The following is a 20,588-nucleotide window of genomic DNA, read 5'->3' as shown; positions in this document are numbered from 1 at the left end:
ATATGCGCGACCGGATGAACGTGTATTTCCCACCAGAGCTTCTGAAACAGATCTCGGACCTCGCCGATCGCAAGAAGCTCTCTCGGTCTGCGATCGTGGAAGCGGCTGTTGCTTCATTTCTATCGCCTGACGGAGAGGACAGGCGGGAAGCCGCATTTGCCCGTCGCCTGGACCGGCTATCGCGTCAGATGCAGCGGCTGGAGCGTGATGTCGGTCTGACGGCCGAGACTTTGGCCCTGTTCATTCGCTTCTGGCTGACGATCACGCCGCCGTTGCCCAACGATGCGCAGGCGGTCGCGCAGATCAAGGGCAGAGAGCGCTTTGAAGGATTCGTCGAGGTGCTTGGGCGCCGTCTGCAAAAGGGCCAGAGCTTTCTGCGCGAGATTCCAGATGATATTCGTCGTCAAAACGTAGCCGAGGAAAGCTAGGGCGCGGGCTCATAACATGCGATGAGCGGCAACTGCGGAGAGCGCAGGTGCCGTCAAGGCCGAGACATCGCTGAGCCTTCACGTACCCAGCGACGCTCTGTCTGTCCTACAAGCGCCTGAGGGGCAACAGCTCCCTGGCGCAAACAGTTCACGGCCAAGTCGCCGCCGCGCGAACCCGCTCACATGAACCGGTCCGCGCCGCCCGAAGCCTCGATCGTGTCGCCTGTCACGAAGCCGTTCCGCGCTGAACCCAAGAAGGCTGCAATGGCCGCGATTTCCTCGGGCTCGCCAGCTCTGCCGACGGGGGTGAGTTCTGCCGAGATCCGAGCGAGCACTTCGTCGTCACTGAGCGAGCTCATCTCAAGACGGTTCTTTCGAACCGCGGGGAGCATGTTGTTGGCCCAATTGTCGGTCGCGACGGCTCCTATTCCGATCGCGTTGACCAGAATTCCGTCTTTCGCCACCTCGAGCGCAAGCGATTTGGTCAGATTGTTGATGGCTGCGCTGAGGACGTGCGACACGAAGAGTTTCGGATTGGGATAGATTCCTCCGATGGAGGACATGTTCACGATGCGGCCCCATCGCTTCTGCTGCATGTGCGGGATGGCCTCCTTGCAAAGCCGTCGCATCGAGGTAAGCTTGACCGCGGTCATATCGGTCCAATCATCCTCACCTGAGTTCATCAGTCCGCCAGCGTGAGCTCGGCCGGCATTGTTGATAAGGATGTCGATCGAACCGAACGTCGTGAGGGCTTTGTTGACGAGTGTCCGTGCCGCGTCCGGCGCGGCGACGTCGACCTCGACGGACGCGACCTTGGCGCCAGGCGCGCGGAGCAGAGTTTCCTTGGCCTGCTCCAATCGCGTCCGATCACGCGCTGCGATCACGACCGCTACGCCGTTCGAAATGAGTTCCTTCGCGACAGCAAACCCTATGCCGGTGCTCGCTCCGGTGACGATGGCGGCCTTGCCGTTAATTCCGAGGTCCATTTTATTCTCCGATGAAGCACGGTGATGATAAAGTCAGGTCGGCAGCAGCTTGCCCTTCGTTTCGGGAAGCAGACTCAGCATGACGATTGAAACGACGTAGAGCAGGGTCAGCATGAGCACGGTGGGTTGGTAGCCGCCGAGCTCGGTGAACAAAAACGCGGTCAGCCAGGGCAGCGGAAATGCGACGAGCCTTGCGAGATTGAAGATCAAGCCCGACGCAGTCGACCGCACCCGCGTGTGGAAGAGCTCAGGGAGATAGATTGGCAGCCATGAGAATACACCCAGCGTGAACGTGCCGAGGACAAACACGCAGGCAAGCGAAGCGAGGAGCGTCTGCGGTACGAAGTACATCAGCAATCCCGAGAGGATCGCGCCACTAAAGGAGATGTACATGTATGGCTTTCGGCCAATCGCGTCGGCCAGAAAGCCGGCGGAGATGTAGCCGACAATGGAACCGGCATTATAGACGAGCGCGCTGACGCTTGCCATCGCGGGGGCGGAGAGGCCTTGCTTGGCGGCCAGGCTGCCGATGTAGGGGCCGGTGAGCGCCGAGATGCCGTAGAAGACGGCGACGGTGATCGAGGCCATCAACAGCACCGCAAGCGTGCGCAGGACCGACCTCGGTTCATCGAACATCTCGATCACGGTCCAGCGGCGGCTTCCTTTTGATTGGTCTGCAGTGTCGCCAACCGCCTCGAGCCATAGCTTGGATTCAGGCACGCTTCGCCTGATGTAGATCAGAAAAAGGGCGGGCAGGATGCCGATCACGAACATCCATCGCCATGCATCGGGTCCTCCGATGGGCTGCAGCACAAGCCAGAGCCCGGCGGCAAGGAAGAATCCGAATCCGTAGCCGGACTGCATGATCCCCAGAGCTTTTGCCCGGGCGGAGGCAGGCCAGGTTTCAGCGACCAGCGCCGTGCCGGTGCTCCATTCCGTGCCCAGAAACATTCCTGTCAGGAACCTGAGAACGACGAGCATCGTCACTGAACTGCTCAAGGCAGTGAACGCCGTGAAGGCGCAATAGCCGGCGATCGCGATCATCAGCATCTTCTTGCGCCCGATGTAGTCTGCCATGACGCTTCCGATCGTGCCGCCGACCGCCCAGCCCATCAGCGTGCTGCTGAGAGCGGTGCCGACCGCGACACGAACCTGGTCGGCTCCGTGTTCAGGCAACAGGGAGAGGACGGCCGCGCCGCCGACGAGGATCAGCGTACTCGTCTCGAAACCGTCGAACATCCAGCCAATGAAACTGCTGAGGAGCGCCCGCCTCTGGATAGGGCCGATCGTTCCGCTCGTGCTTGTCATTATCTTTCCTCCCGGGTTCGCCGATAGCGAACGGATGCTTCATTGCTGGCGGCGTTTGATCCGCTCTATTGTTCTTGGAACGACTTGGATTGATCCTGCGAAATCGCTCGCATGCGTCCGTTGAAGACCGGAAGCGTCAGGCCGAGGACTTCGAAGCGGCACAAGATCAGCAACAGGAATGCCGATGCCCCCTCGTGATAAAGCGCTGCGACGTCGCCGTTGAGCAGTGCGTCGCGCTCGGACCGGGTGAATGGCATTGAAGAGATCGCCGTCGATGGATCTCTGAGGACAAGCTCCCGAAAGTCCTTGTCGTGGAGCACTCGTCGGCAGAACTTGTTGATCAGATACCCCTTCACGACTGTGCTCCCACCGCCCATGCCGCGAAGGCATTGCCCAATTGGGGCTGGTTGATAAGGATGTCTGGCGCCGACCTGCCTACGGCTCCCAACGCGATCATCCAATTCAGGAACTCGCCGGCAACGTTGCCGGCCTCGAGCATCCGGGCTTCCGTCGCGGCTTCGATCAAGGCCTGATGGTCCTTTGACCGGACGCAGTCCAGAATCCATGTTGCCCAGTCGGGGTCGGGGACACCGAATGTCTTGCCTTCGAACGCGCGCGGTCCGCCGATTTCGAGGCTAAGCGATCCGCTGCTCACGATCGCGACGCGCGATGCCTTGTGTCGACCGCTCAGAGCGCGAATCCCTTTTGCGAGGCCGCGACCGAGGTCGTAGCAGCGTGCCGCCGGGGGCAGGGGAGGCACGACGCAATTGATGAAGATCGGGACGATCGGGAGGTCCATCTTTGGCGTCATGAAGTGGAGCGGAACGAGCGCGCCGTGATCGACTTGAAATTCCTGGGTCGAAGAAAAATCGAACCCGTCATTGACGAAGTTGCGCTGCAAGCCCGCGGCCGCTTCCGCATCCACCTCGACCTCGTACCAGGGCATACCTGGCGTCTGGTCGTTTGGCCCCGCGGTTCGGTCGGCCAAGCCAATGGCGAACGTCGGCAGATTGTCGAGAAAGAACGTGTTGAAATGATCGTTGTTGACGGTGACGATCAGGTTTGCCCGAACACTTGCTAGGTGCTGGCGGATTTCTGCGAAGAATTGCGCCGTTTCGGACCGGTCGCCGTTCTGCAGAACCTCCGCAACAAAGCTCGGCGTATGCGGCACTGCGTAAACCGCGACTAATTCTGCCATCCAAGCACCTCCCGATGTGGTTCGGTGCAGAATGGTCGGTCAGGACGTTCAGGCGCAATGACGGTGAATTTCAGAAGTCTGAAAAGGTGCGTTGGACACGCGTGGCCTGCGAAAAGTTAATGGGGGCCGCACCCGGCCATCAGGCTCCGAGCCTCCTCGCCGAGTGCCCCAGTGGCAGCAGGCAGCGCGGACAACGCGGAACCGAGGATCTCCCGGGCCTGATCGGCGCGCGCCTCACTGATCAGCAGGCGTGCCAGGTCGATCGCAATCTTGAGTTCCCAAGCGTGGGCGCCGCTGCCCTTCGCCAACGACAGTGCGCGATTTAGCGAATGCTCCGCTGCCGATCCATCACAAGAGATCGGCAGGCGGACCCGAATCCGGGCAAATTCCGGGGTTGCCCAGTTGATTTCTCCTTCGCGACCTTGAAGAAATCCAGTGTCCATTTGCGCGAGCGACGCGGCATTGGAAGCCCGGACGAGAAGGTCCCCGACAAGGCTCGAATAGCCGGGATCGAGGTCGATATCCCTGTGAAGGGAGATCAATCGTGGCAGTGCGTCGTCAGGCTGCTCCGCGCTTATGGCTTCGGCCCAGGTCCGAAAAATCTCACCATAGGCGGTCCAGAACCCGAGCCCGTATTTTGTACCGGTCTTGATTAGCATGAGCGAGCCGCTCTCCACGGCGTCCCGATCGCTTGCAAGCGCATTCACGGTGCACCATCCCTCCGCAAGCGCGCAGCACATCGTGCATGCATGATCCAACGCGCGAGCTCCCGCAATCGATGCTGAAGCGGCTTCAAAGGCCTTGGCAAAGTCGCCCTGGACCCAAAGAACGCGAGACAAGAAGGCAAGCCCTGACACCCTTTGGTCGAGCCCGAACCGAAACGGTTGGCTACAAAGTCCCTGGTCATACCAGGCGAGCGACGTTTCGATCAGCGATCGGGCTTCGCTGTGGTCACCGAGAAAATGCCGGGATACTCCCAAGATACGTTGCGAGGCGGCTAAAGCTTCGGCGTCGCCGACCGCCTGTGCCAGCGTCATCATATCGGCCGCGTGTGCCAAGGATTGTTTGTATTCACCGCTGCGCAAAAAGAACAGCCACAGCCCGTAACGCGATTGAAGCTGTGCTTCGACATGATTCAATCGAACGGCCAGTTCGCAGGCGGACGCCCAAACGGAGCCGGTCTGGTTGACGGGTCCTTTGGCCCAACTGAGCGAGGTGCCGAGGGCGACCCGCAATGCGAGTTCTTCTTCCGGTGGAATGCTCGACGACGTTGCCAGTGCCAGGGTCAACCAACGCTGGCATTCGTCGTGCATCGAGAGCTGAATCCAATACGGGGCGGAATTCGCGAGAATCTTGAGCCCGATCCGCTTGTCGCCTTCGGGAGAAAAGGCCCAGTCGAGCGCGGCTCGCACATCGTCGATTTCACTTTGGTGCTTCTGTCGCCAAACCTCGGTCGGTGTGGTGACCCACTCCCGAGCTCCCGTCTGAACCATCACTGCAACGAAATCAGCGTGCAGCTGAGCGACCTCGGCAACGTCGCTGCTCTCAGCGAGCTTCTCAAGTGCGTAAAATCGAATCGTCTCAAGCAATCGATATCGCGGACCAGAAGTGTCAACTTCGCAGAGCAGAAGCGATTTTGTGACCAGATCGGCGAGCAGATCGGAGATCTGCCACGGCTCCATCAAATCGGGCCCGGCGACGTGACGAGCCGCGGCGGTGTCGAAATACGATGCGAAGACGGCAAGCCGGTGAAAAAAGCCGCGTTCCTCGGCATTCAAAAGGCTGTGGCTCCAGTCGACCGTGGCCCGCAGGGTCCGATGACGCGGCAAGGCCGTTCGACGCCCGGCCGTCAGGAGCTTGAACCGGTCGTCGAGGCCTGCGATCATGCCCTGAAGGCCGAGAGCCGAGACGCGTGCCGAGGCCAGCTCGAGGCTCAGCGGCAGTCCGTCAAGGCGCCGGCAGATGGCGCAGACATCCCGAAAATTGTCTTGCGTCAGCGCAAAAGACTGCGATCCTGCCGAAGCACGGTCGACAAAGAGCTGCACAGCGGCATACGAGAGCGCCTCTTCCCTGGATTCGGTGTCCAGCGGTGGAATCGACAGCGGTAAGAGCCGGTAAACATGTTCGCCTTCGGCGCCCAGCGGCTCCTGAGCGGTGACCAAAATGTGCAGTTTCCTGACAGCCCGCAACAAGACTTCCACCGCAACGGCGATGGAGTCCGTTAGATGCTCGCAATTGTCGACGACCAAGAGAAGATGCTTGTCCTTGATCTCATTCAGGACCTGCGCTGGTTGGTCGGTGTTAGGGACTTGCAGGCATCCGGCAATCGTCGGCCAAACCAAGTTGTCCGTCTGTGACGCGAGCCATCTCGACCAGGTGAACCCCGTCTGGGAACGTCTGAGCGATGGACCGGCCAACCTCCAGAGCCAAACGTGTCTTCCCGATCCCACCCGGACCCGTGAGTGTGACGCATCGATGTCGTGCGATCAGCCGCCCGATTTCAGAGCACTCTTTTTCACGTCCCAACAACGGGGTGAGCGCGAACGGAAGCCGTGTTGTGGGGAGCGTTCGGTTGGCCCCACGGTGCTGCTCAGCAGTTTGGCTCAAGCCCGCTAGGCGATAACCCCGACCGAAGTCGGTAGAGAGGAGGTCGCGATCGGGGCCGAGCGCCCGCCGAATTGCGGATATCTGGGCTTGCAAGCTGTTATCTTCGATCGCAGCTCCAGCCCATACTTTTTGGATAAGGAGCTCCTTGCTGACGACGTCGCCACCGGCCTCGGCCAGAACCAGCAAAACGTCGAACGCTCGCCCGCCAAGGTCGATCTTGTTTCCGTTGCGGAGCAATAGTTTGAGATCTGCAAAGAGTTCGTACCGGCCGAACTTGATCGATCTGCCTGGGGCAAATTGCGCCGCGCTTCCCCGTTCAGATGCGTTCCGGCCTGTCATCCCTGGGTCCAGCAAGTTGTGCCGCCGCCCGTAAATGAACTTAGAACATGGGCTGCAGCCACGGAACGATCTTTGACGAGCGGGGAAGGCAAAGTCAATTCATGACGAAAGTGGAAAGTGGACCCCAAGTCAAGTGTGGTTTCTCCCGTTTTGCTGCTGGATATCTCTCGTATCTGTTTCGAACGATCAACGCTTTGATTGCCAGTCATCTCAGCTAGAATATCAGTCTTGGGACCACCGACCGCGGATTGTTGACGTCAGTCTATTTCCTGGTAGTCGCGTCGGCTCAGATCCTCATTGGCTGTTGTTGGACCACTTGGCGTCGCGTCCAGAGTGTTCTCTTGCTTGCGGCGGCGGGCGCCGCACTCTTGGCGGTACGGACCGGCTCCTGTCCTCTTGATCGCGCGTGCAACGGATCGGGCTTGGCGCCGCGGCGGCGCTCACAGCAGATCTAAGTGGGAGCGAACGGTGGCAATACATCCAGGAAGCATGTTCGCGCGGTGCGAATGATGCGCAGCGCGCTTGGCTCTGCCATTGCCGTCCTCATAGTGGCGGGCACGCCGCCGATCCGGGCGGAGAAGGTCCGGTATTACGAGGATCGGCGGCTCACCGAGCGGGCCGTGGCGCTGGCCCATCATCGCGAACGGACGGATGGTCAACATTTGAAACGTTCTGGCCGGCGCCGATTCCAGACGCGATGCTGAGGCAGAGTTGATCGCGTACGAGTTGTTGACCGACGAGTGGGGCCCAGTGTTGTTGATCACTTGCCGCCAGTGACATCTAGGAATGTGCCGGTAACGAACGAGGCGTCGGCGCCAGCTAACCACAGTATTGCGCGTGCCACCTCTTCCGCGTGGCCACCCCGCCCCATCGGTATCGAGTCCTTGACACGATCTACTCGGCCCGGCTCCCCGCCGCTTGCGTGCATATCGGTGTATATGTGCCCGGGGCGAATGCAATTGACGCGGATACCCTCCCGCGCGACCTCCTTTGCGAAACCCGTCGTGAATGTCTCAAGAGCGCCCTTTGACGCGGCGTAGTCGACATACTCGCCGGGACTACCTAGACGCGCCGACGCCGAAGAGATGTTGACCACGGATCCGCCCCGCCCGTTATGACGATAGGACATCCGCTTCACGGCCTGCTGGGCGCAGAGAATGGGCCCGATCGCGTTGACGGCGAATATCCGCTGCATACGCTCGAACGCAAGATCCTCCAGCCGGGACTGCTGCGCGAGGACCGCTGCGTTGTTTACGAGCACATCGATCCGGCCGAACTCCCGGTCGATTGCCGCAAAGAGCTGTGCCACCTGATCTGGATCCGCACTATCCGCGCGTACAGCCAACGACCGGCGTCCCGCACGTCGCACATCAGCGGCTATGGCATGAGCAGCAGCTTGATTGGAAACAAAGCTGATTGCGACATCGTAGCCTTGTGCGGCAGCAAGCCGCGCAGTCGCCGCGCCGATCCCACGGCTTCCACCGGTTATGAGAATGAGCGGCGCCTGCGAGATGATATCCATTTAGCGTACCTCTTTCAGTGACAGATGATCAAGCCTGCGACCGCAGCGTTAGGACCGTGCTGGCTTTGCGTTTCGCCGCCCATACGGCGCCGCGTTCAAACGGAAGCCTTGCGCGATCCCATGGTTGAGTTGCGCAGATGGCTCCGCAGCAGCAGCACGAGTGGGACGATCAGGGCAGCGGTCGCAGCTGAGGCCAACACGCCGATCGTCCGACTGCTGTGATCGGCAATGACGCCGTACAGGATCGGTGCGAGACCTCCAGCACCGATGACGCTGGTATAGAAAATCGCGAATGCCCGCCCAGTATCGCCATCGGAAAGCTCCGGCACGGAGCCATAGAGCACTGAAGAGGTGCCGTTCAGCACGATGCCGAGCAGTGGCAGCAGGATGAGCGTTGACGTCAGTGACGTGAACAGCGTCGCCAAGATCAGCAAGGCTGTTGCGGCTTCGGTCACAATCACGGTCGCGACAACACCCAGTCGCTCGCCCAGCCAGCCACAGGTCACCTTACCGAATGCACCGCCGATGAACAGCAGGGCGAGCGCGATTCCAACGGTGGGCAGGCCCCCGCCCTGCCCATGGATGAGGAAGGGCAGAAAGAGCAAATATCCCATGCGGGTCGACGTATCGAGCGCGCCGATCGTCGTGAGGATGCCGAAACCGTGGCGGCCACCGCTGGGTGTCACTTCTTCTGCGGCGCTTCTAGTGCTGGAGGCGGTCGGCGCCAGTGACGCCAGCGCGATCACCAGCACAATTCCCAGTGCGGCCATTAGGCCCAGCACCCATTGCCAGGCGACGACCGGCAGCAGCACTGCGATCAGGGCCGGCAAAACGGCTTTTCCGAGATCGCCGGAAAAGTTGTAGATGCCAAGCGGGCCTCGCGACTCCGACTCATAGCTGTCGATGACAAGCATGGAGCCGCGGGGGTGCTGGATGCTCGATCCGATTCCAGCGACGACGAGCCCGACGCATAGGCCGGTAAAACCGAACGGCAGTGCCATGATCAGCAAGCCCGCTGCCGCAGCGACAGTGGATAGGATCAGCGCTTCGCGCGCCGAAAGGCCGCAAAGAACCCGATTGGCTGGAATCTGCATACCCCCCATCGTCCCGAAATACAGCGCGCGCACGACAGCAAGTGCCGCATAGGACAGGCCGAACTGCGCCTGCCAGACCGGCAGGAAGGCATAGAGACCGTCGGTATAGCCGTCATGAACCGCGTGGGTGAGGCAGGCGGCTAGCAGGCCGCGGGATTTTTCTGGCGCCGACGAGCATGATGCAGGTTCGCCCGGACGGCTCGCCGCTGGAACGGCTGCGTCATTCATGTCGATTCCTCCGGGGCGATGAGAGTTCCTCAAGTGATAGAAATTCTATGTACTGGTGTCCTGCACCGCATGACTGATGCGCTGATACCGCAACAAATACATCATGGGCGATTGAAGTAGCCTGCACAAATCAGTAATGATCGACCAACGAGTTAGGATTTCTATCAAATGGGCAATTCCGCACAGCGCAGGACCTTGCCACCTCTCAACGCGGTCCGCGCTTTCGAAGCGGCAGCCCGCCTCGGCAGTTTCAAGGAGGCGGCCAGCGAATTGGGCGTGACGCATGGCGCGATCAGTCAGCAAGTGCGCCTGCTTGAGGACCGGTTGGGGGCGCCGGCGCTGTTCTGGCGATCAACGCGGCGGATCACCCTCACGCCGGCAGGCACGGCGCTATTCGAAGAGATCAGCCCGGCGCTCGACCGCATTTCGTTCGCCGTCAAGAAGCATCGCGCGACCCACGGCGCAGTGCCGGCGGCCGTGCTTCGAGTCAATGCGCTGGCGACGTTCAGCATGCGCTGGCTGCTGCCACGCCTGAGCCGTTTCCGTAACGAGCGACCGGATATCGAAGTCCGCCTCACCACGTCGAACGACCCGATCGACGCGCTTGCCGACACCTTCGACGTGGTCATCCGCGGCGGTCCAGATTCTTTTCATGGCTTCAGGTCGCGGCTGTTTCTTTCGGAGCGCCGGGTCCCGGTCTGCAGCCCGGCAGTGGTCGCGAGGCTTCCTCTGGGGGACATTTCCGACCTCGCGCAGCACACATTGCTGAACGTCACGTCGATGCCGCGGCTTTGGCAAGATTGGTTGGTGAAAGCCGGACATCCCCGCCTTATCCCGACGGCGACGCTAACATTCGATCACTTCTTTCTGACCATTCAGGCGGCGATCGATGGCTTGGGCGTAGCAATGGGACCGACCGCTCTGATCGGCGATGATGTCGCGGCGGGCCGCTTAATCATTCCGTTTCCAGACGTCAGCCTTCCAGCGAGGAGCTACTTCGCGTACCTGCCCGCAGAGAGCGAAAGCGGTTCACAAACAGCGGTGTTTTGCGATTGGCTGGAAGAAGAGGGTCGGCAATCCGCTGGCGAACCAACGGCCACATGACACGGGCGAACAGGGTGGCGAGGCGGCTGGCACCTCTGCCTATTTCATAGACAACCGATCCGTGGTGTCTTCTCGTTCACGAAGTTATCGCGTCGAGTTCCTGCGGTTTGCGCGCAACGTTCTGATCCTGCCGGGACCATACATCGAGCCGGCCCATTCAAGAGCTGGATGACATCGCGTTCGCCCGGAAACGGTAATGCGTCCGTTTCGATTCTTCGGGATCTTGAACGTGCGGTCTTGCCTGCCGCTCTCAATGGAGTTGGTCCGAGTGGGCTTCGGATCAACCTGGGGGCTTTGCGCGTAGTGCTCAGACTTTCTTTTCCTACGCCAGCCTACGATCACGGAAAGCGCTTGTTGCGCTAAGTCCATTGGCACCTTTTCTAATCACACCATCTGAGGACGCTCTTTCGTCCTCATTCGGTGGGGGCGAACGGTGGCAATCCATTCCATTCAATCGGAGGCGAGTTCGCGCGGTGCGCGAATGCTGCGCAGCGCGCTTGGCTCTGCGATTGCCGGCTACCTCGACGACGAAGCGATCATCGAGGTGATGCTCAACCCGGATGGGCGGCTGTGGATCGACCGGTTGTCGAATGGCCTGATCGATACAGGCGAAACTCTGTCGGCCGCGGATGGCGAGCGCATTGTTCGCCTGGTAGCGCATCACGTAGGCGCCGAAGTGCACGCCGGTGCGCCACGTGTCTCAGCCGAACTGCCTGGAACCGGCGAGCGCTTCGAAGGTCTCTTGCCTCCGGTCGTTGCAGCACCGGCCTTTGCTATCCGCAAGCCCGCCGTCGCCGTGTTTACGCTCGACGACTACGTCGCGCAGGAAGTCATGACGTCGGAGCAGGCCAGGACCCTGAGGGACGCGGTCGCTGCTCACAAGAATATTCTCGTCGCGGGTGGGACATCGACCGGCAAGACAACATTGACCAATGCGCTCCTGGCCGAAGTGGCTAAGACCTCTGATCGGGTCGTGCTGATCGAAGATACGCGCGAACTTCAGTGCAAAGCGCCCAATCTTGTAGCGCTCCGGACCAAAGACGGCGTTGCCACGCTATCGGACCTCGTTCGGTCCTCGCTGCGCCTACGACCTGATCGCATCCCGATTGGCGAAGTCCGAGGAGCCGAGGCGCTCGATCTACTCAAGGCTTGGGGCACAGGCCATCCCGGCGGTATCGGCACCATTCATGCGGGTACCGCGCTCGGTGCGCTGCGGCGGCTCGAGCAGCTCATCCAGGAAGCCGTCATCACAGTGCCGCGCGCCCTGATCGCCGAGACCATCAACCTCGTTGCTGTGCTTGCGGGGCGCGGCGCTGACCGTCGTCTCGCCGAACTCGCCCTCGTCACAGGGCTTGGTGCCGCCGGCGACTACAGCCTTTCACCAGCAGGAGACTGACATGCGTTCGAACTCTCATTTTCTTCAAGTCGCATCACTCATTGCTTCCGGTGCGGTTCTTCTGACGATGGCGCCGGCATGGGCGGCGGGCTCGAACATGCCGTGGGAGCAGCCACTCAATCAGATTCTGCAGTCCGTGGAGGGGCCGGTCGCCAAGATCATCGCCGTCATCATCATCGTCGTGACCGGGCTCACGCTAGCATTCGGGGACTCGTCAGGTGGTTTCCGCAGGCTGATCCAGATCGTGTTCGGTCTGTCGATCGCGTTCGCGGCCTCGAGCTTCTTCCTGTCGTTCTTCTCCTTCGGCGGCGGCGTGGTGATCTGATGGATGAGCCGGTCGCAGGTTTTGTCGTGCCCGTCCACCGCGCGCTTACCGAGCCCATCCTAATGGGCGGCTCGCCGCGATCGGTCGCGATTATTAACGGCACGCTTGCGGCAGCCCTTGGACTTGGACTGCGGCTCTGGATCGCCGGTCTCGTCCTCTGGTTCATCGGCCACATGGCCGCCGTCTGGGCCGCCAAGCGCGATCCCGCTTTCGTCGATGTCGTGCGCCGACACCTGCGCATTCCCGGCCATCTCAACGCCTGAGCTCTCGATCATGATGAACCTCGCCGAATACCGCCATTCCAACGCCCGTCTCGCCGATTTCCTGCCTTGGACAGCTCTCGTCGACGAGGGCATCATCCTGAACAAGGACGGTTCGTTCCAGCGGACAGCCAAGTTCCGGGGACCTGACCTCGACAGCGCAGTGCCGGCTGAGCTTATCGCCGTCGCCGGTCGTCTGAACAACGCCTTGCGCCGTCTCGGGTCCGGCTGGGCCTTATTCGTTGAGGCGCAGCGCCATTTTGCGGGTGCTTACCCGCCGAACACCTTTCCTGATGTCGCATCCGCACTGGTCGACGCCGAGCGCAGGGCTCAGTTCGAAGAGGCCGGTGCCCATTATGAGTCCAGCTATTTTCTGACTTTCCTCTATCTGCCGCCGGAGGAGGGGGCCGCCAGGGCAGAGCGACTGCTCTATGAGGGCCGCGATCGCACCGTCGGAGCCGACGCGCGCGAGGTTCTCCGCGGGTTTGTCGACCAAACCAACCGCGTGCTTCAACTCGTTGAAGGGTTTATGCCCGAGTGTGCCTGGCTCGATGATCAGGACACGCTGACCTACCTGCACTCGACGATCTCGACCAAACGGCACCGCGTTCGAGTGCCCGAAATTCCGATGTACGTCGATGCGCTGTTGGCCGACCAGCCGCTGACCGGCGGGCTTGAGCCGATGCTGGGGTCAGCCAATGTACGAGTTCTTACGATTGTCGGCTTTCCCGGCGCGACGACGCCGGGAATTCTGGACGAACTTAATCGCCTCCCATTCTCGTATCGCTGGTCGACCCGGGCGATCATGCTCGACAAGACCGATGCCACCAAGCTGCTGACCAAAATTCGCCGGCAGTGGTTCGCCAAGCGAAAGTCCATCGGCGCCATTCTCAAGGAGGTCATGACCAACGAGGCGTCGACGCTGCTCGATACTGACGCCCACAACAAGGCAATAGACGCCGACGCGGCGCTGCAGGAATTGGGTTCTGATCAGATCGGACAGGCCTTTGTCACGGCGACCATCACCGTATGGGACGGCGATCCCAATGCTGCCGATCAAAAGCTCCGGCTGGTCGAGAAGGTCATTCAGGGCCGCGATTTCACCTGCATGATCGAGACGGTAAACGCCGTAGAAGCCTGGCTCGGCAGTCTGCCCGGGCACGTCTACGCCAATGTGCGGCAGCCTCCGGTTTCGACCCTCAACCTCGCCCATATGATCCCGATGTCGGCCGTATGGGCCGGCGAGGCGAGCGACCTGCACTTCAAGGGTCCACCCCTCCTGTTCGGCAAGACCGAGGGCTCGACACCGTTCCGATTCTCGCTCCACGTTGGCGATGTCGGCCATACTCTGGTGGTGGGACCGACGGGAGCTGGCAAATCTGTACTGCTGGCGCTGATGGCGCTGCAGTTCCGCCGTTACCCGAGCTCTCAGGTCTTTGCGTTCGATTTTGGCGGGTCGATCCGGGCAACCGCGCTTGCCATGGGCGGCGATTGGCATGACCTCGGCGGCGCATTGTCCGACGGAGGTGATGAACTCGTTGCGTTGCAACCGCTGGCCTGGATCGACGACCCTTCCGAGCGCGGATGGGCCACGGAATGGATCGGCGCGATCCTGGCGCGGGAAAAGGTCGAGATCACGCCGGAGGTCAAGGATCACCTGTGGTCGGCGCTGACCTCTCTCGCCTCGGCGCCGAGGCAGGAACGCACGTTGACCGGCCTGTCGGTCCTCCTGCAATCGAACTCCCTGAAACGCGCCTTGCAACCTTATTGCCTCGGCGGTCCCTCAGGGCGACTGCTTGATGCCGAATTCGAACGCCTTGGCGAAGCCTCGGTCCAGGCGTTTGAGACCGAAGGATTGATCGGAACGAGTGCCGCGCCGGCCGTGCTGACGTACCTCTTCCATCGTATTGGTGATCGTCTCGATGGCCGGCCGACACTCCTGATTGTCGACGAGGGTTGGCTTGCCCTCGATGACGAGGATTTTGCGGGGCAACTCCGGGAATGGCTGAAGACGCTTCGCAAGAAGAACGCGTCCGTCATCTTCGCCACCCAGTCGCTTTCTGACATTGATGGCTCTTCGATCGCGCCGGCGATTATCGAAAGCTGCCCAACGCGCCTGTTGCTGCCGAACGAACGGGCGATCGAACCGCAGATCACTGCCATCTACCGCCGTTTCGGCCTCAATGACCGTCAGATCGAGCTTCTGAGCCGGGCAACGCCAAAGCGCGACTATTATTGCCAGTCCCGTCGCGGCAATCGGATGTTCGAACTTGGCCTTGGTGAAGTTGCGCTCGCGTTCACCGCAGCCTCTTCCAAGACCGACCAGGCTGCGATCGCGCAGCTTCTCTCCGAGCATGGACTTGACGGGTTCGTGCCGGCCTGGCTCCAGCAGCATGGCGTCGCCTGGGTCATCGATCTGATCCCCAATCTCGTCAATCTGGAGAAATCGTAATGAGGCGTCTCGGCCTATTGGTGGCTGCTGGCACAGTCGCGTCGGTGCTTGGCGTCACGGTGCCCGCGCGGGCGCAGTGGATCGTATTCGATCCCAATAACTACGTTCAGAATGTCCTGACCGCGGCGCGGGAGCTCCAGCAGATCAACAATCAGATCACCTCGTTGCAGAACGAGGCGCAGATGCTGATCAATCAGGCGAAGAACTTGGCAAGCCTGCCGTCTTCGTCGCTGCAGCAACTACAATCCTCGATCCAGCGGACCCAGCAATTGCTGGCCCAAGCCCAGAGGATCGCCTACGACGTCCAACAGATCGATCGCGCGTTCTCGACCAGCTATGCGCCGGTCACCGGCAGCCAGTCCAACCAGGTTTTGATCACCAACGCTCAATCGCGGTGGCAAAACTCTGTTGCTGCACTGCAGGATTCTCTTCGCGTCCAGGCCGGCGTGGTCGGCAACCTCGACACCAATCGCATCCAGACCTCAGCGCTCGTAACGTCGAGCCAGGGTGCCAGTGGTGCCCTGCAGGCAACACAGGCCGGCAATCAGATCCTGGCCCTCCAGGCGCAACAACTCGCCGATCTTACGGCTGCGGTGGCGGCGCAGGGCAGGGCGCAGAGCCTTGAAGCAGCTCAGCGCGCCTCGGCCCAGGATCAGGGGCGAGAACAGCTCAGGCGGTTCCTGACCCCCGGACAGGGCTATCAGTCCCAAGACGTGCGGATGTTCCACTGATGACCGATGTAAGAGCGTTCAAGGCGTTGTCGCTGCTTACGACAATCGGCGTATTCGCGGTCGCTGCATGCACGATACAGCTCCGTGGTGCAGAGGAGTCTCCTGCGCCCAAGGCAGAGCAGACGACGAGTGCAACGAGCTCAGACCTCGCACGCTGCCGCAGCGTCACTTCGGAGGACACGGCAGGGTATCAACGTTGCAAGCGGGTTTGGGACGAAAACCGGCGTCGCTTCTTTGGCAGGAAAGACAGTCCAGCGGTTCCTGGCCACGATGATTCCGTCGCAGGCTTGGCGCCCGCCCCAAAGGATCAGAGTCGGATGCCGCAAGGATATCCGCCCCTGGCGACACCTGACGCGAGCAAGCCATGACCGGCGCCGGAATCATCGACCAGTTCCTGGAAACGTTCACGCGCCATATCGACAACGGCTTCGGGCTGCTGGGTAGCGATGTCGGATATCTCGCAACGACCCTTGCGACGATCGACATCACTCTCGCCGCGTTATTCTGGAGTTGGGGGCCGGACGAGGACATCATCGCGCGCCTCGTCAAGAAGACGCTCTTTGTCGGAGTCTTTGCTTACCTCATCGGCAACTGGAATAGCCTGGCGCGCGTCGTCTTCGAGAGCTTTGCCGGTCTTGGGCTGAAAGCGTCCGGCGCAAGCCTCTCCGTGGCAGATTTCTTACGACCGGGAAAGATCGCTCAAGTCGGCCTGGATGCCGGCCGGCCGCTTCTCGACTCAATCTCGAGCCTGATGGGCTACATCAGTTTCTTCGAGAATTTCGTTCAGATCGTCGTTCTCCTGTTCGCCTGGGTCGTGGTGCTGCTCGCCTTCTTCATTCTGGCGATCCAGCTTTTCGTCACCCTGATCGAGTTCAAGCTCACGACGCTGGCCGGCTTCGTCCTCATTCCCTTTGGCTTGTTTGGCAAGACCGCCTTCGCGGCAGAGCGGGTCCTGGGCAACGTCATATCCTCCGGCATCAAGGTCCTAGTCCTGGCCGTCATTGTCGGCATTGGATCGACTCTGTTCTCGCAGTTCACCACTGGCTTCGGCGGCGCACAGCCGACCATTGAGGACGCGATGACCTTGGTGCTCGCGGCGCTCTCCTTGCTCGGGCTGGGTATCTTCGGTCCAGGAATCGCAAACGGCCTGGTATCCGGCGGGCCGCAGCTCGGCGCCGGCGCCGCGATTGGAACGGGGCTTGCCGCCGGCGGCATTGTTGCGGCTGGCGCAGGTCTCGCCGCCGGCGGTGCTGGTGTCGCTGGCGGCGCGATGGCAGGCGCCGCGCGTGGTGGCGGTGCCGTCTTGAGCGGCGCATCCGCCGCCTGTCGAAGTGGCGGCCTTGCTGGCGTCGCGGAGGCTGGCACTTCAGCTGCCATAAGTCCCCTGCGTCGTGCGGCGGCCGCCTTCGGGGGTAGGCAAGCGGGCGAGCAGGCCGCGAGCACCTCGGCTGAAGGGCAGCCTGATTGGGCGCGCCGCATGAAGCGTGCCGAGACTATTCGGCACGGTGCGTCGGCAGTGGGCCACGCGGTCCGCTCGGGCGATCACGGTGGCGGCGGCTCTTCCGTCGATTTGTCTGAGGGAGAGCGCTGACACTTAGCCACTGCGCCTTCGCCAGCCGCTGCGCGACAGACTGAAACGCAGACACCGAACAACTCGAAACGATCACTTGATCTCAGGGGCAACTATCGATGTTCAGACGACCTTCCGTACACTACGGGCGTATGCCCGAGCCGATCACGCCCTACCAAAAGGCAGCGCAGGTTTGGGACGAACGCATTGGATCCGCCCGCGTGCAGGCCAAGAACTGGCGCTTGATGGCGTTCGGCTGCTTGATGTTATCAGCCGGTCTCGCAGGGAGCCTCGTTTGGCAATCGAGCCAAGGCTCGATCACGCCGTGGGTGGTTGAAGTGGACCATCTCGGTCAGGCCCAAAGGGTTGCGCCTGCCAACATCGATTATCAACCCACTGATGCGCAGATCGCCTACCATCTGGCGCGCTTTATCGAGGACGTCAGAGGCCTACCCGCCGACGGCATCGTTCTGCGCCAAAACTGGCTCCGGGCCTATGATTTTACGACCGATCGTGGCGCCGCAGCGCTGAATGACTATGCGCGCAGCAATGACCCCTTTGCCAAGTTGGGTAAGGCCCAAATCTCCGTCGACGTATCGAGCGTCATTCGCGCTTCGTCGGAGAGCTTTCGGGTCGCGTGGACTCAGCGCATTTGCGATAGCGGCTCGTTGAGCTCGACCGAGCGCTGGACTGCGATTCTCTCGATCGTGATCGAGACGCCGCGCGATGCCGAACGCCTGCGCAAAAATCCTCTTGGCGTCTACGTCCGCGCCATCAACTGGTCGAAGGAGTTGAGCCAGTGACCAACACGACGCATGACGTTCATTCGGATCGTCCTTTCCCGCAGATCAGGGGCAACTCGGCTTGCTCCCGGTTCGTGACCTCAAGGCGAGCACTTCTGTCAGCGCTCTTGCTTTGCTCGTCGGCGCTCGGTGGGTGCGCGACCTATATCCCGCCGGAGATCGGCTATGACGCGGAAGTCCCGCCGCTGCCGGCGCCTCCAGTGCCTCTGGACGACAGATCGCGACCGCTTCACATTCCACCGCTCTGGAAGCCGGTTCTCGGCGGCAAGTCGGGAGGGAAGGAAGATGCTGAACCCGTGACCCGGGTTGAGACGGCAAACAGCGCAGCGCGGGTCGAACCGCGCAAGCGCGGGTATTTCAACGCTGCGCAGATCTACACGTACAGTCCCGGAGCTCTCTATCAGATCTACGCTGCGCCTGGACAGGTCACGGATATTGCACTCGAGGAAGGAGAACAGCTAACGGGATCAGGACCAATCGCGGCCGGAGATACCGTACGCTGGGTCGTGGGCGATACCGAAAGTGGGAGCGGCGACGCGCGGCGCGTCCATATCCTGGTCAAGCCAACGCGGGCCTCAATCGAGACGAATCTCGTCGTCAACACCGACCGCCGTACCTATCTGATCGAGCTCCGCTCCCGCGAGCGGCCGTACATGCCATCCGTTGCTTGGTACTATCCGGAGACGGTACGCCAGCGATCGCGTTCAGCTGCTCTGAAGCCCGTTCTTCCGGATCCGGAGCAGCGTATCGCTCGTTACGCGATTGAGGGGGACAGTCCACCTTGGCGGCCGCTTGTCGCCTATGACGATGGCCGCAAGGTCTATGTCGAATTCCCGGCCGGCATCGTGCAAGGTGAAATGCCCCCGCTGTTCGTGATCGGCTCTGAAGGTAAGACCGAACTGGTTAACTATCGCGCCTATGGCAACGTGCTGATCGTCGATCGGCTCTTCGCGGCCGCCGAGCTTCGCCTTGGCGGAGAGCACCAGCAGAAGGTCAGGATTGTCAGGACCGACGGGAGGCCCTCGTCATGAACACCCTGAACGCAAATGATGAGGGACATGCGGCTCCGGCCCCACCCTTGGGCGAGCCAACCGAGCGATTTCGGCTGAGGGCTGAGCCTCCGCGCGTGACGCGCCTGTCGCGGAAGGTCCTAGCTGGCGGAACGACCTTCGCATTGCTTGTCATCAGCGGAGTCGTGTTGTGGTCGCTGCAGAGCAACCATCTCCGATCCCAGACGGCGGACGAACTCTACAGCACCGACCATCACAACGTTGCCGATGGCATCACCGCGCTGCCGAAGGACTACGCTGGCGCTGCACGGCAATCCGTCCCGCAGCTTGGTCCCCCGCTGCCTGGCGACCTTGGCCGGCCGATCCTTGCAGCTCAAGGCCAGCTGGCACCGAGCGGCGCCGATCCAGACCAACAGCGACGAGACCAGGAAACAGAAGCCGCTCGTGTCAGCCATCTGTTTGCTTCGGCCAACGGACGAGATGCGCGCCCCCCTGCCACCACGGCTGTAGGGAGCGACCGCATCATGCCAGCGGGTCCAGGCAACAGCGACGATGGATTCACCCAAAACGGCCAGGACAGGAAGCTTGCCTTTGTGAACGCTTCTGTGGACCGTCGCACGGTCAGCCCTGACCGCATCACCAGGCCGGCTTCACCGTATATCGTGCAGGCTGGGACTGTTGTTCCGGGCGCATTGCTGACGGGGATCAGATCAGATCTTCCGGGACAAATCGCGGCGCAGGTGACGGAGAACATATACGATTCTCCAACTGGCCGCTTTTTGCTCGTGCCACAAGGAGCGAAGCTAATTGGCAGTTATGACAGCCAGGTTTCGTTCGGCCAGTCCCGCGTTCTGCTGGTCTGGACGCGGCTGATCATGCCGAACGGCCGCTCAATTGTTCTGGAGCGGCAGCCTGGTGCAGACGCCTCAGGCTACGCCGGGCTCGAAGACCAGGTCGACAATCATTGGGGTGAACTGTTCAAGGCCGCGGCACTATCGACCTTCTTGGCGGTCGGGACTGAACTTGGCGCCGGTTCGGACACCAACAGCAGCGACAGCGCAATTATCCAGGCATTGCGCCACGGCGCCTCGGATTCACTGAACCAAACCGGGCAGCAGGTAGTTCGGCGCAGCCTCAACATTCAGCCTACTCTTACCGTGCGACCCGGCTTCCCAGTTCGCGTTGTCGTCAATCGTGACCTTATACTTGCGCCTTACGGAGGGTAGG

Annotated in this window: 20 protein-coding genes; 12 read left to right on the top strand and 8 right to left on the bottom strand. The window is 61.3% G+C overall.

The window, feature by feature from the left end:
- The first annotated feature begins 2 nt into the window (after positions 1-2).
- On the top strand, positions 3-428 hold the full coding sequence (locus FXB41_RS02985) for a CopG family transcriptional regulator (RefSeq protein WP_219679362.1): 426 nt from the start codon (positions 3-5) through the stop codon (positions 426-428).
- A 179-nt stretch (positions 429-607) separates the two neighbouring features.
- Here FXB41_RS02985 and FXB41_RS02980 read toward each other — a convergent pair whose 3' ends face one another.
- The 8 genes from FXB41_RS02980 to FXB41_RS02945 all read right to left on the bottom strand — a co-directional run bounded on the left by FXB41_RS02980 (position 608) and on the right by FXB41_RS02945 (position 9,710).
- A complete protein-coding gene (locus FXB41_RS02980; protein ID WP_219679359.1) occupies positions 608-1,414 on the bottom strand; it encodes an SDR family oxidoreductase in 807 nt (268 codons plus the stop codon).
- A 33-nt stretch (positions 1,415-1,447) separates the two neighbouring features.
- Positions 1,448-2,653 carry an MFS transporter gene (locus tag FXB41_RS02975; RefSeq protein ID WP_283843405.1) on the bottom strand — a complete coding sequence of 402 codons (1,206 nt, stop codon included), beginning with the start codon at positions 2,651-2,653 and terminating at the stop codon, positions 1,448-1,450.
- Between the two features lie 134 nt (positions 2,654-2,787).
- On the bottom strand, positions 2,788-3,078 hold the full coding sequence (locus tag FXB41_RS02970; RefSeq protein WP_219679354.1) for a hypothetical protein: 291 nt from the start codon (positions 3,076-3,078) through the stop codon (positions 2,788-2,790).
- Positions 3,075-3,893 carry a DODA-type extradiol aromatic ring-opening family dioxygenase gene (locus FXB41_RS02965; protein WP_051058418.1) on the bottom strand — a complete coding sequence of 273 codons (819 nt, stop codon included), beginning with the start codon at positions 3,891-3,893 and terminating at the stop codon, positions 3,075-3,077. Before FXB41_RS02965 ends, FXB41_RS02970 begins: the two co-directional genes overlap by 4 nt.
- Positions 3,894-4,036: 143 nt before the next feature.
- Complete coding sequence (locus FXB41_RS02960; protein WP_219679393.1) at positions 4,037-6,262, bottom strand: ATP-binding protein; 2,226 nt, start codon at positions 6,260-6,262, stop codon at positions 4,037-4,039.
- The gene (locus tag FXB41_RS41870; protein ID WP_219679351.1) at positions 6,222-6,866 is read right to left on the bottom strand and encodes a winged helix-turn-helix domain-containing protein; all 645 of its coding nucleotides are present in this window, start codon (positions 6,864-6,866) and stop codon (positions 6,222-6,224) included. The genes FXB41_RS02960 and FXB41_RS41870 overlap by 41 nt, the downstream gene beginning before the upstream one ends.
- A gap of 760 nt (positions 6,867-7,626) precedes the next feature.
- Positions 7,627-8,388 (bottom strand): SDR family oxidoreductase, encoded by a 762-nt coding sequence (locus tag FXB41_RS02950; RefSeq protein ID WP_219679348.1) that lies wholly within the window; start codon positions 8,386-8,388, stop codon positions 7,627-7,629.
- 95 nt (positions 8,389-8,483) lie between these two features.
- Complete coding sequence (locus FXB41_RS02945; protein ID WP_219679346.1) at positions 8,484-9,710, bottom strand: MFS transporter; 1,227 nt, start codon at positions 9,708-9,710, stop codon at positions 8,484-8,486.
- A gap of 168 nt (positions 9,711-9,878) precedes the next feature.
- Here FXB41_RS02945 and FXB41_RS02940 point away from each other — a divergent pair, with 168 nt between their 5' ends.
- From FXB41_RS02940 to FXB41_RS02890, 11 genes are all read left to right on the top strand, one after another.
- Positions 9,879-10,814 (top strand): LysR substrate-binding domain-containing protein, encoded by a 936-nt coding sequence (locus tag FXB41_RS02940; RefSeq protein ID WP_007594503.1) that lies wholly within the window; start codon positions 9,879-9,881, stop codon positions 10,812-10,814.
- Positions 10,815-11,295: 481 nt separating this feature from the next.
- Positions 11,296-12,210 (top strand): P-type conjugative transfer ATPase TrbB, encoded by a 915-nt coding sequence (trbB, locus tag FXB41_RS02935; RefSeq protein ID WP_198288240.1) that lies wholly within the window; start codon positions 11,296-11,298, stop codon positions 12,208-12,210.
- A gap of 1 nt (position 12,211) precedes the next feature.
- Complete coding sequence (locus FXB41_RS02930) at positions 12,212-12,535, top strand: TrbC/VirB2 family type IV secretion system protein (protein ID WP_219679343.1); 324 nt, start codon at positions 12,212-12,214, stop codon at positions 12,533-12,535.
- Positions 12,535-12,798: a VirB3 family type IV secretion system protein gene (locus FXB41_RS02925; RefSeq protein WP_219679341.1), complete on the top strand. Its 264-nt coding sequence runs from the start codon at positions 12,535-12,537 to the stop codon at positions 12,796-12,798. Before FXB41_RS02930 ends, FXB41_RS02925 begins: the two co-directional genes overlap by 1 nt.
- A gap of 10 nt (positions 12,799-12,808) precedes the next feature.
- Positions 12,809-15,247 carry a conjugal transfer protein TrbE gene (trbE, locus tag FXB41_RS02920; RefSeq protein WP_219679340.1) on the top strand — a complete coding sequence of 813 codons (2,439 nt, stop codon included), beginning with the start codon at positions 12,809-12,811 and terminating at the stop codon, positions 15,245-15,247.
- Complete coding sequence (gene trbJ / locus FXB41_RS02915) at positions 15,247-15,978, top strand: P-type conjugative transfer protein TrbJ (RefSeq protein ID WP_219679338.1); 732 nt, start codon at positions 15,247-15,249, stop codon at positions 15,976-15,978. Before trbE ends, trbJ begins: the two co-directional genes overlap by 1 nt.
- Positions 15,978-16,346 carry a putative entry exclusion protein TrbK-alt gene (trbK-alt, locus tag FXB41_RS02910; RefSeq protein WP_007594492.1) on the top strand — a complete coding sequence of 123 codons (369 nt, stop codon included), beginning with the start codon at positions 15,978-15,980 and terminating at the stop codon, positions 16,344-16,346. The genes trbJ and trbK-alt overlap by 1 nt, the downstream gene beginning before the upstream one ends.
- Positions 16,343-17,569, top strand: a complete 1,227-nt coding sequence (gene trbL / locus FXB41_RS02905) for a P-type conjugative transfer protein TrbL (protein ID WP_219679336.1) — start codon at positions 16,343-16,345, stop codon at positions 17,567-17,569. Before trbK-alt ends, trbL begins: the two co-directional genes overlap by 4 nt.
- 98 nt (positions 17,570-17,667) lie before the next feature.
- Positions 17,668-18,351: a conjugal transfer protein TrbF gene (trbF, locus tag FXB41_RS02900; RefSeq protein ID WP_219679333.1), complete on the top strand. Its 684-nt coding sequence runs from the start codon at positions 17,668-17,670 to the stop codon at positions 18,349-18,351.
- The gene (trbG, locus tag FXB41_RS02895) at positions 18,348-19,382 is read left to right on the top strand and encodes a P-type conjugative transfer protein TrbG (protein ID WP_219679331.1); all 1,035 of its coding nucleotides are present in this window, start codon (positions 18,348-18,350) and stop codon (positions 19,380-19,382) included. Before trbF ends, trbG begins: the two co-directional genes overlap by 4 nt.
- Complete coding sequence (locus FXB41_RS02890; protein WP_219679328.1) at positions 19,379-20,587, top strand: TraB/TrbI/VirB10 family type IV secretion system protein; 1,209 nt, start codon at positions 19,379-19,381, stop codon at positions 20,585-20,587. Before trbG ends, FXB41_RS02890 begins: the two co-directional genes overlap by 4 nt.
- Position 20,588: the final 1 nt, after the last annotated feature.

This window comes from Bradyrhizobium canariense (assembly GCF_019402665.1).
In the GTDB taxonomy this organism is placed as follows: domain Bacteria; phylum Pseudomonadota; class Alphaproteobacteria; order Rhizobiales; family Xanthobacteraceae; genus Bradyrhizobium; species Bradyrhizobium canariense.
This window is presented reverse-complemented; position numbering and strand designations above follow the sequence as displayed.

Bases quoted from the DNA above. Each gene is read 5' to 3' on its own strand.
- trbB (WP_198288240.1), top strand. From the start codon at position 11,296: ATGCTGCGCAGCGCGCTTGGCTCTGCGATTGCCGGCTACCTCGACGAC.
- FXB41_RS02950 (WP_219679348.1), bottom strand. From the start codon at position 8,388: ATGGATATCATCTCGCAGGCGCCGCTCATTCTCATAACCGGTGGAAGC.
- trbJ (WP_219679338.1), top strand. From the start codon at position 15,247: ATGAGGCGTCTCGGCCTATTGGTGGCTGCTGGCACAGTCGCGTCGGTG.
- FXB41_RS02940 (WP_007594503.1), top strand. From the start codon at position 9,879: ATGGGCAATTCCGCACAGCGCAGGACCTTGCCACCTCTCAACGCGGTC.
- trbL (WP_219679336.1), top strand. From the start codon at position 16,343: ATGACCGGCGCCGGAATCATCGACCAGTTCCTGGAAACGTTCACGCGC.
- FXB41_RS02985 (WP_219679362.1), top strand. From the start codon at position 3: ATGCGCGACCGGATGAACGTGTATTTCCCACCAGAGCTTCTGAAACAG.
- trbE (WP_219679340.1), top strand. From the start codon at position 12,809: ATGATGAACCTCGCCGAATACCGCCATTCCAACGCCCGTCTCGCCGAT.
- FXB41_RS02925 (WP_219679341.1), top strand. From the start codon at position 12,535: ATGGATGAGCCGGTCGCAGGTTTTGTCGTGCCCGTCCACCGCGCGCTT.
- FXB41_RS02945 (WP_219679346.1), bottom strand. From the start codon at position 9,710: ATGAATGACGCAGCCGTTCCAGCGGCGAGCCGTCCGGGCGAACCTGCA.
- trbK-alt (WP_007594492.1), top strand. From the start codon at position 15,978: ATGACCGATGTAAGAGCGTTCAAGGCGTTGTCGCTGCTTACGACAATC.
- FXB41_RS02890 (WP_219679328.1), top strand. From the start codon at position 19,379: ATGAACACCCTGAACGCAAATGATGAGGGACATGCGGCTCCGGCCCCA.
- FXB41_RS02980 (WP_219679359.1), bottom strand. From the start codon at position 1,414: ATGGACCTCGGAATTAACGGCAAGGCCGCCATCGTCACCGGAGCGAGC.
- FXB41_RS02975 (WP_283843405.1), bottom strand. From the start codon at position 2,653: ATGTTCGACGGTTTCGAGACGAGTACGCTGATCCTCGTCGGCGGCGCG.
- FXB41_RS41870 (WP_219679351.1), bottom strand. From the start codon at position 6,866: ATGACAGGCCGGAACGCATCTGAACGGGGAAGCGCGGCGCAATTTGCC.
- trbF (WP_219679333.1), top strand. From the start codon at position 17,668: ATGTTCAGACGACCTTCCGTACACTACGGGCGTATGCCCGAGCCGATC.
- FXB41_RS02930 (WP_219679343.1), top strand. From the start codon at position 12,212: ATGCGTTCGAACTCTCATTTTCTTCAAGTCGCATCACTCATTGCTTCC.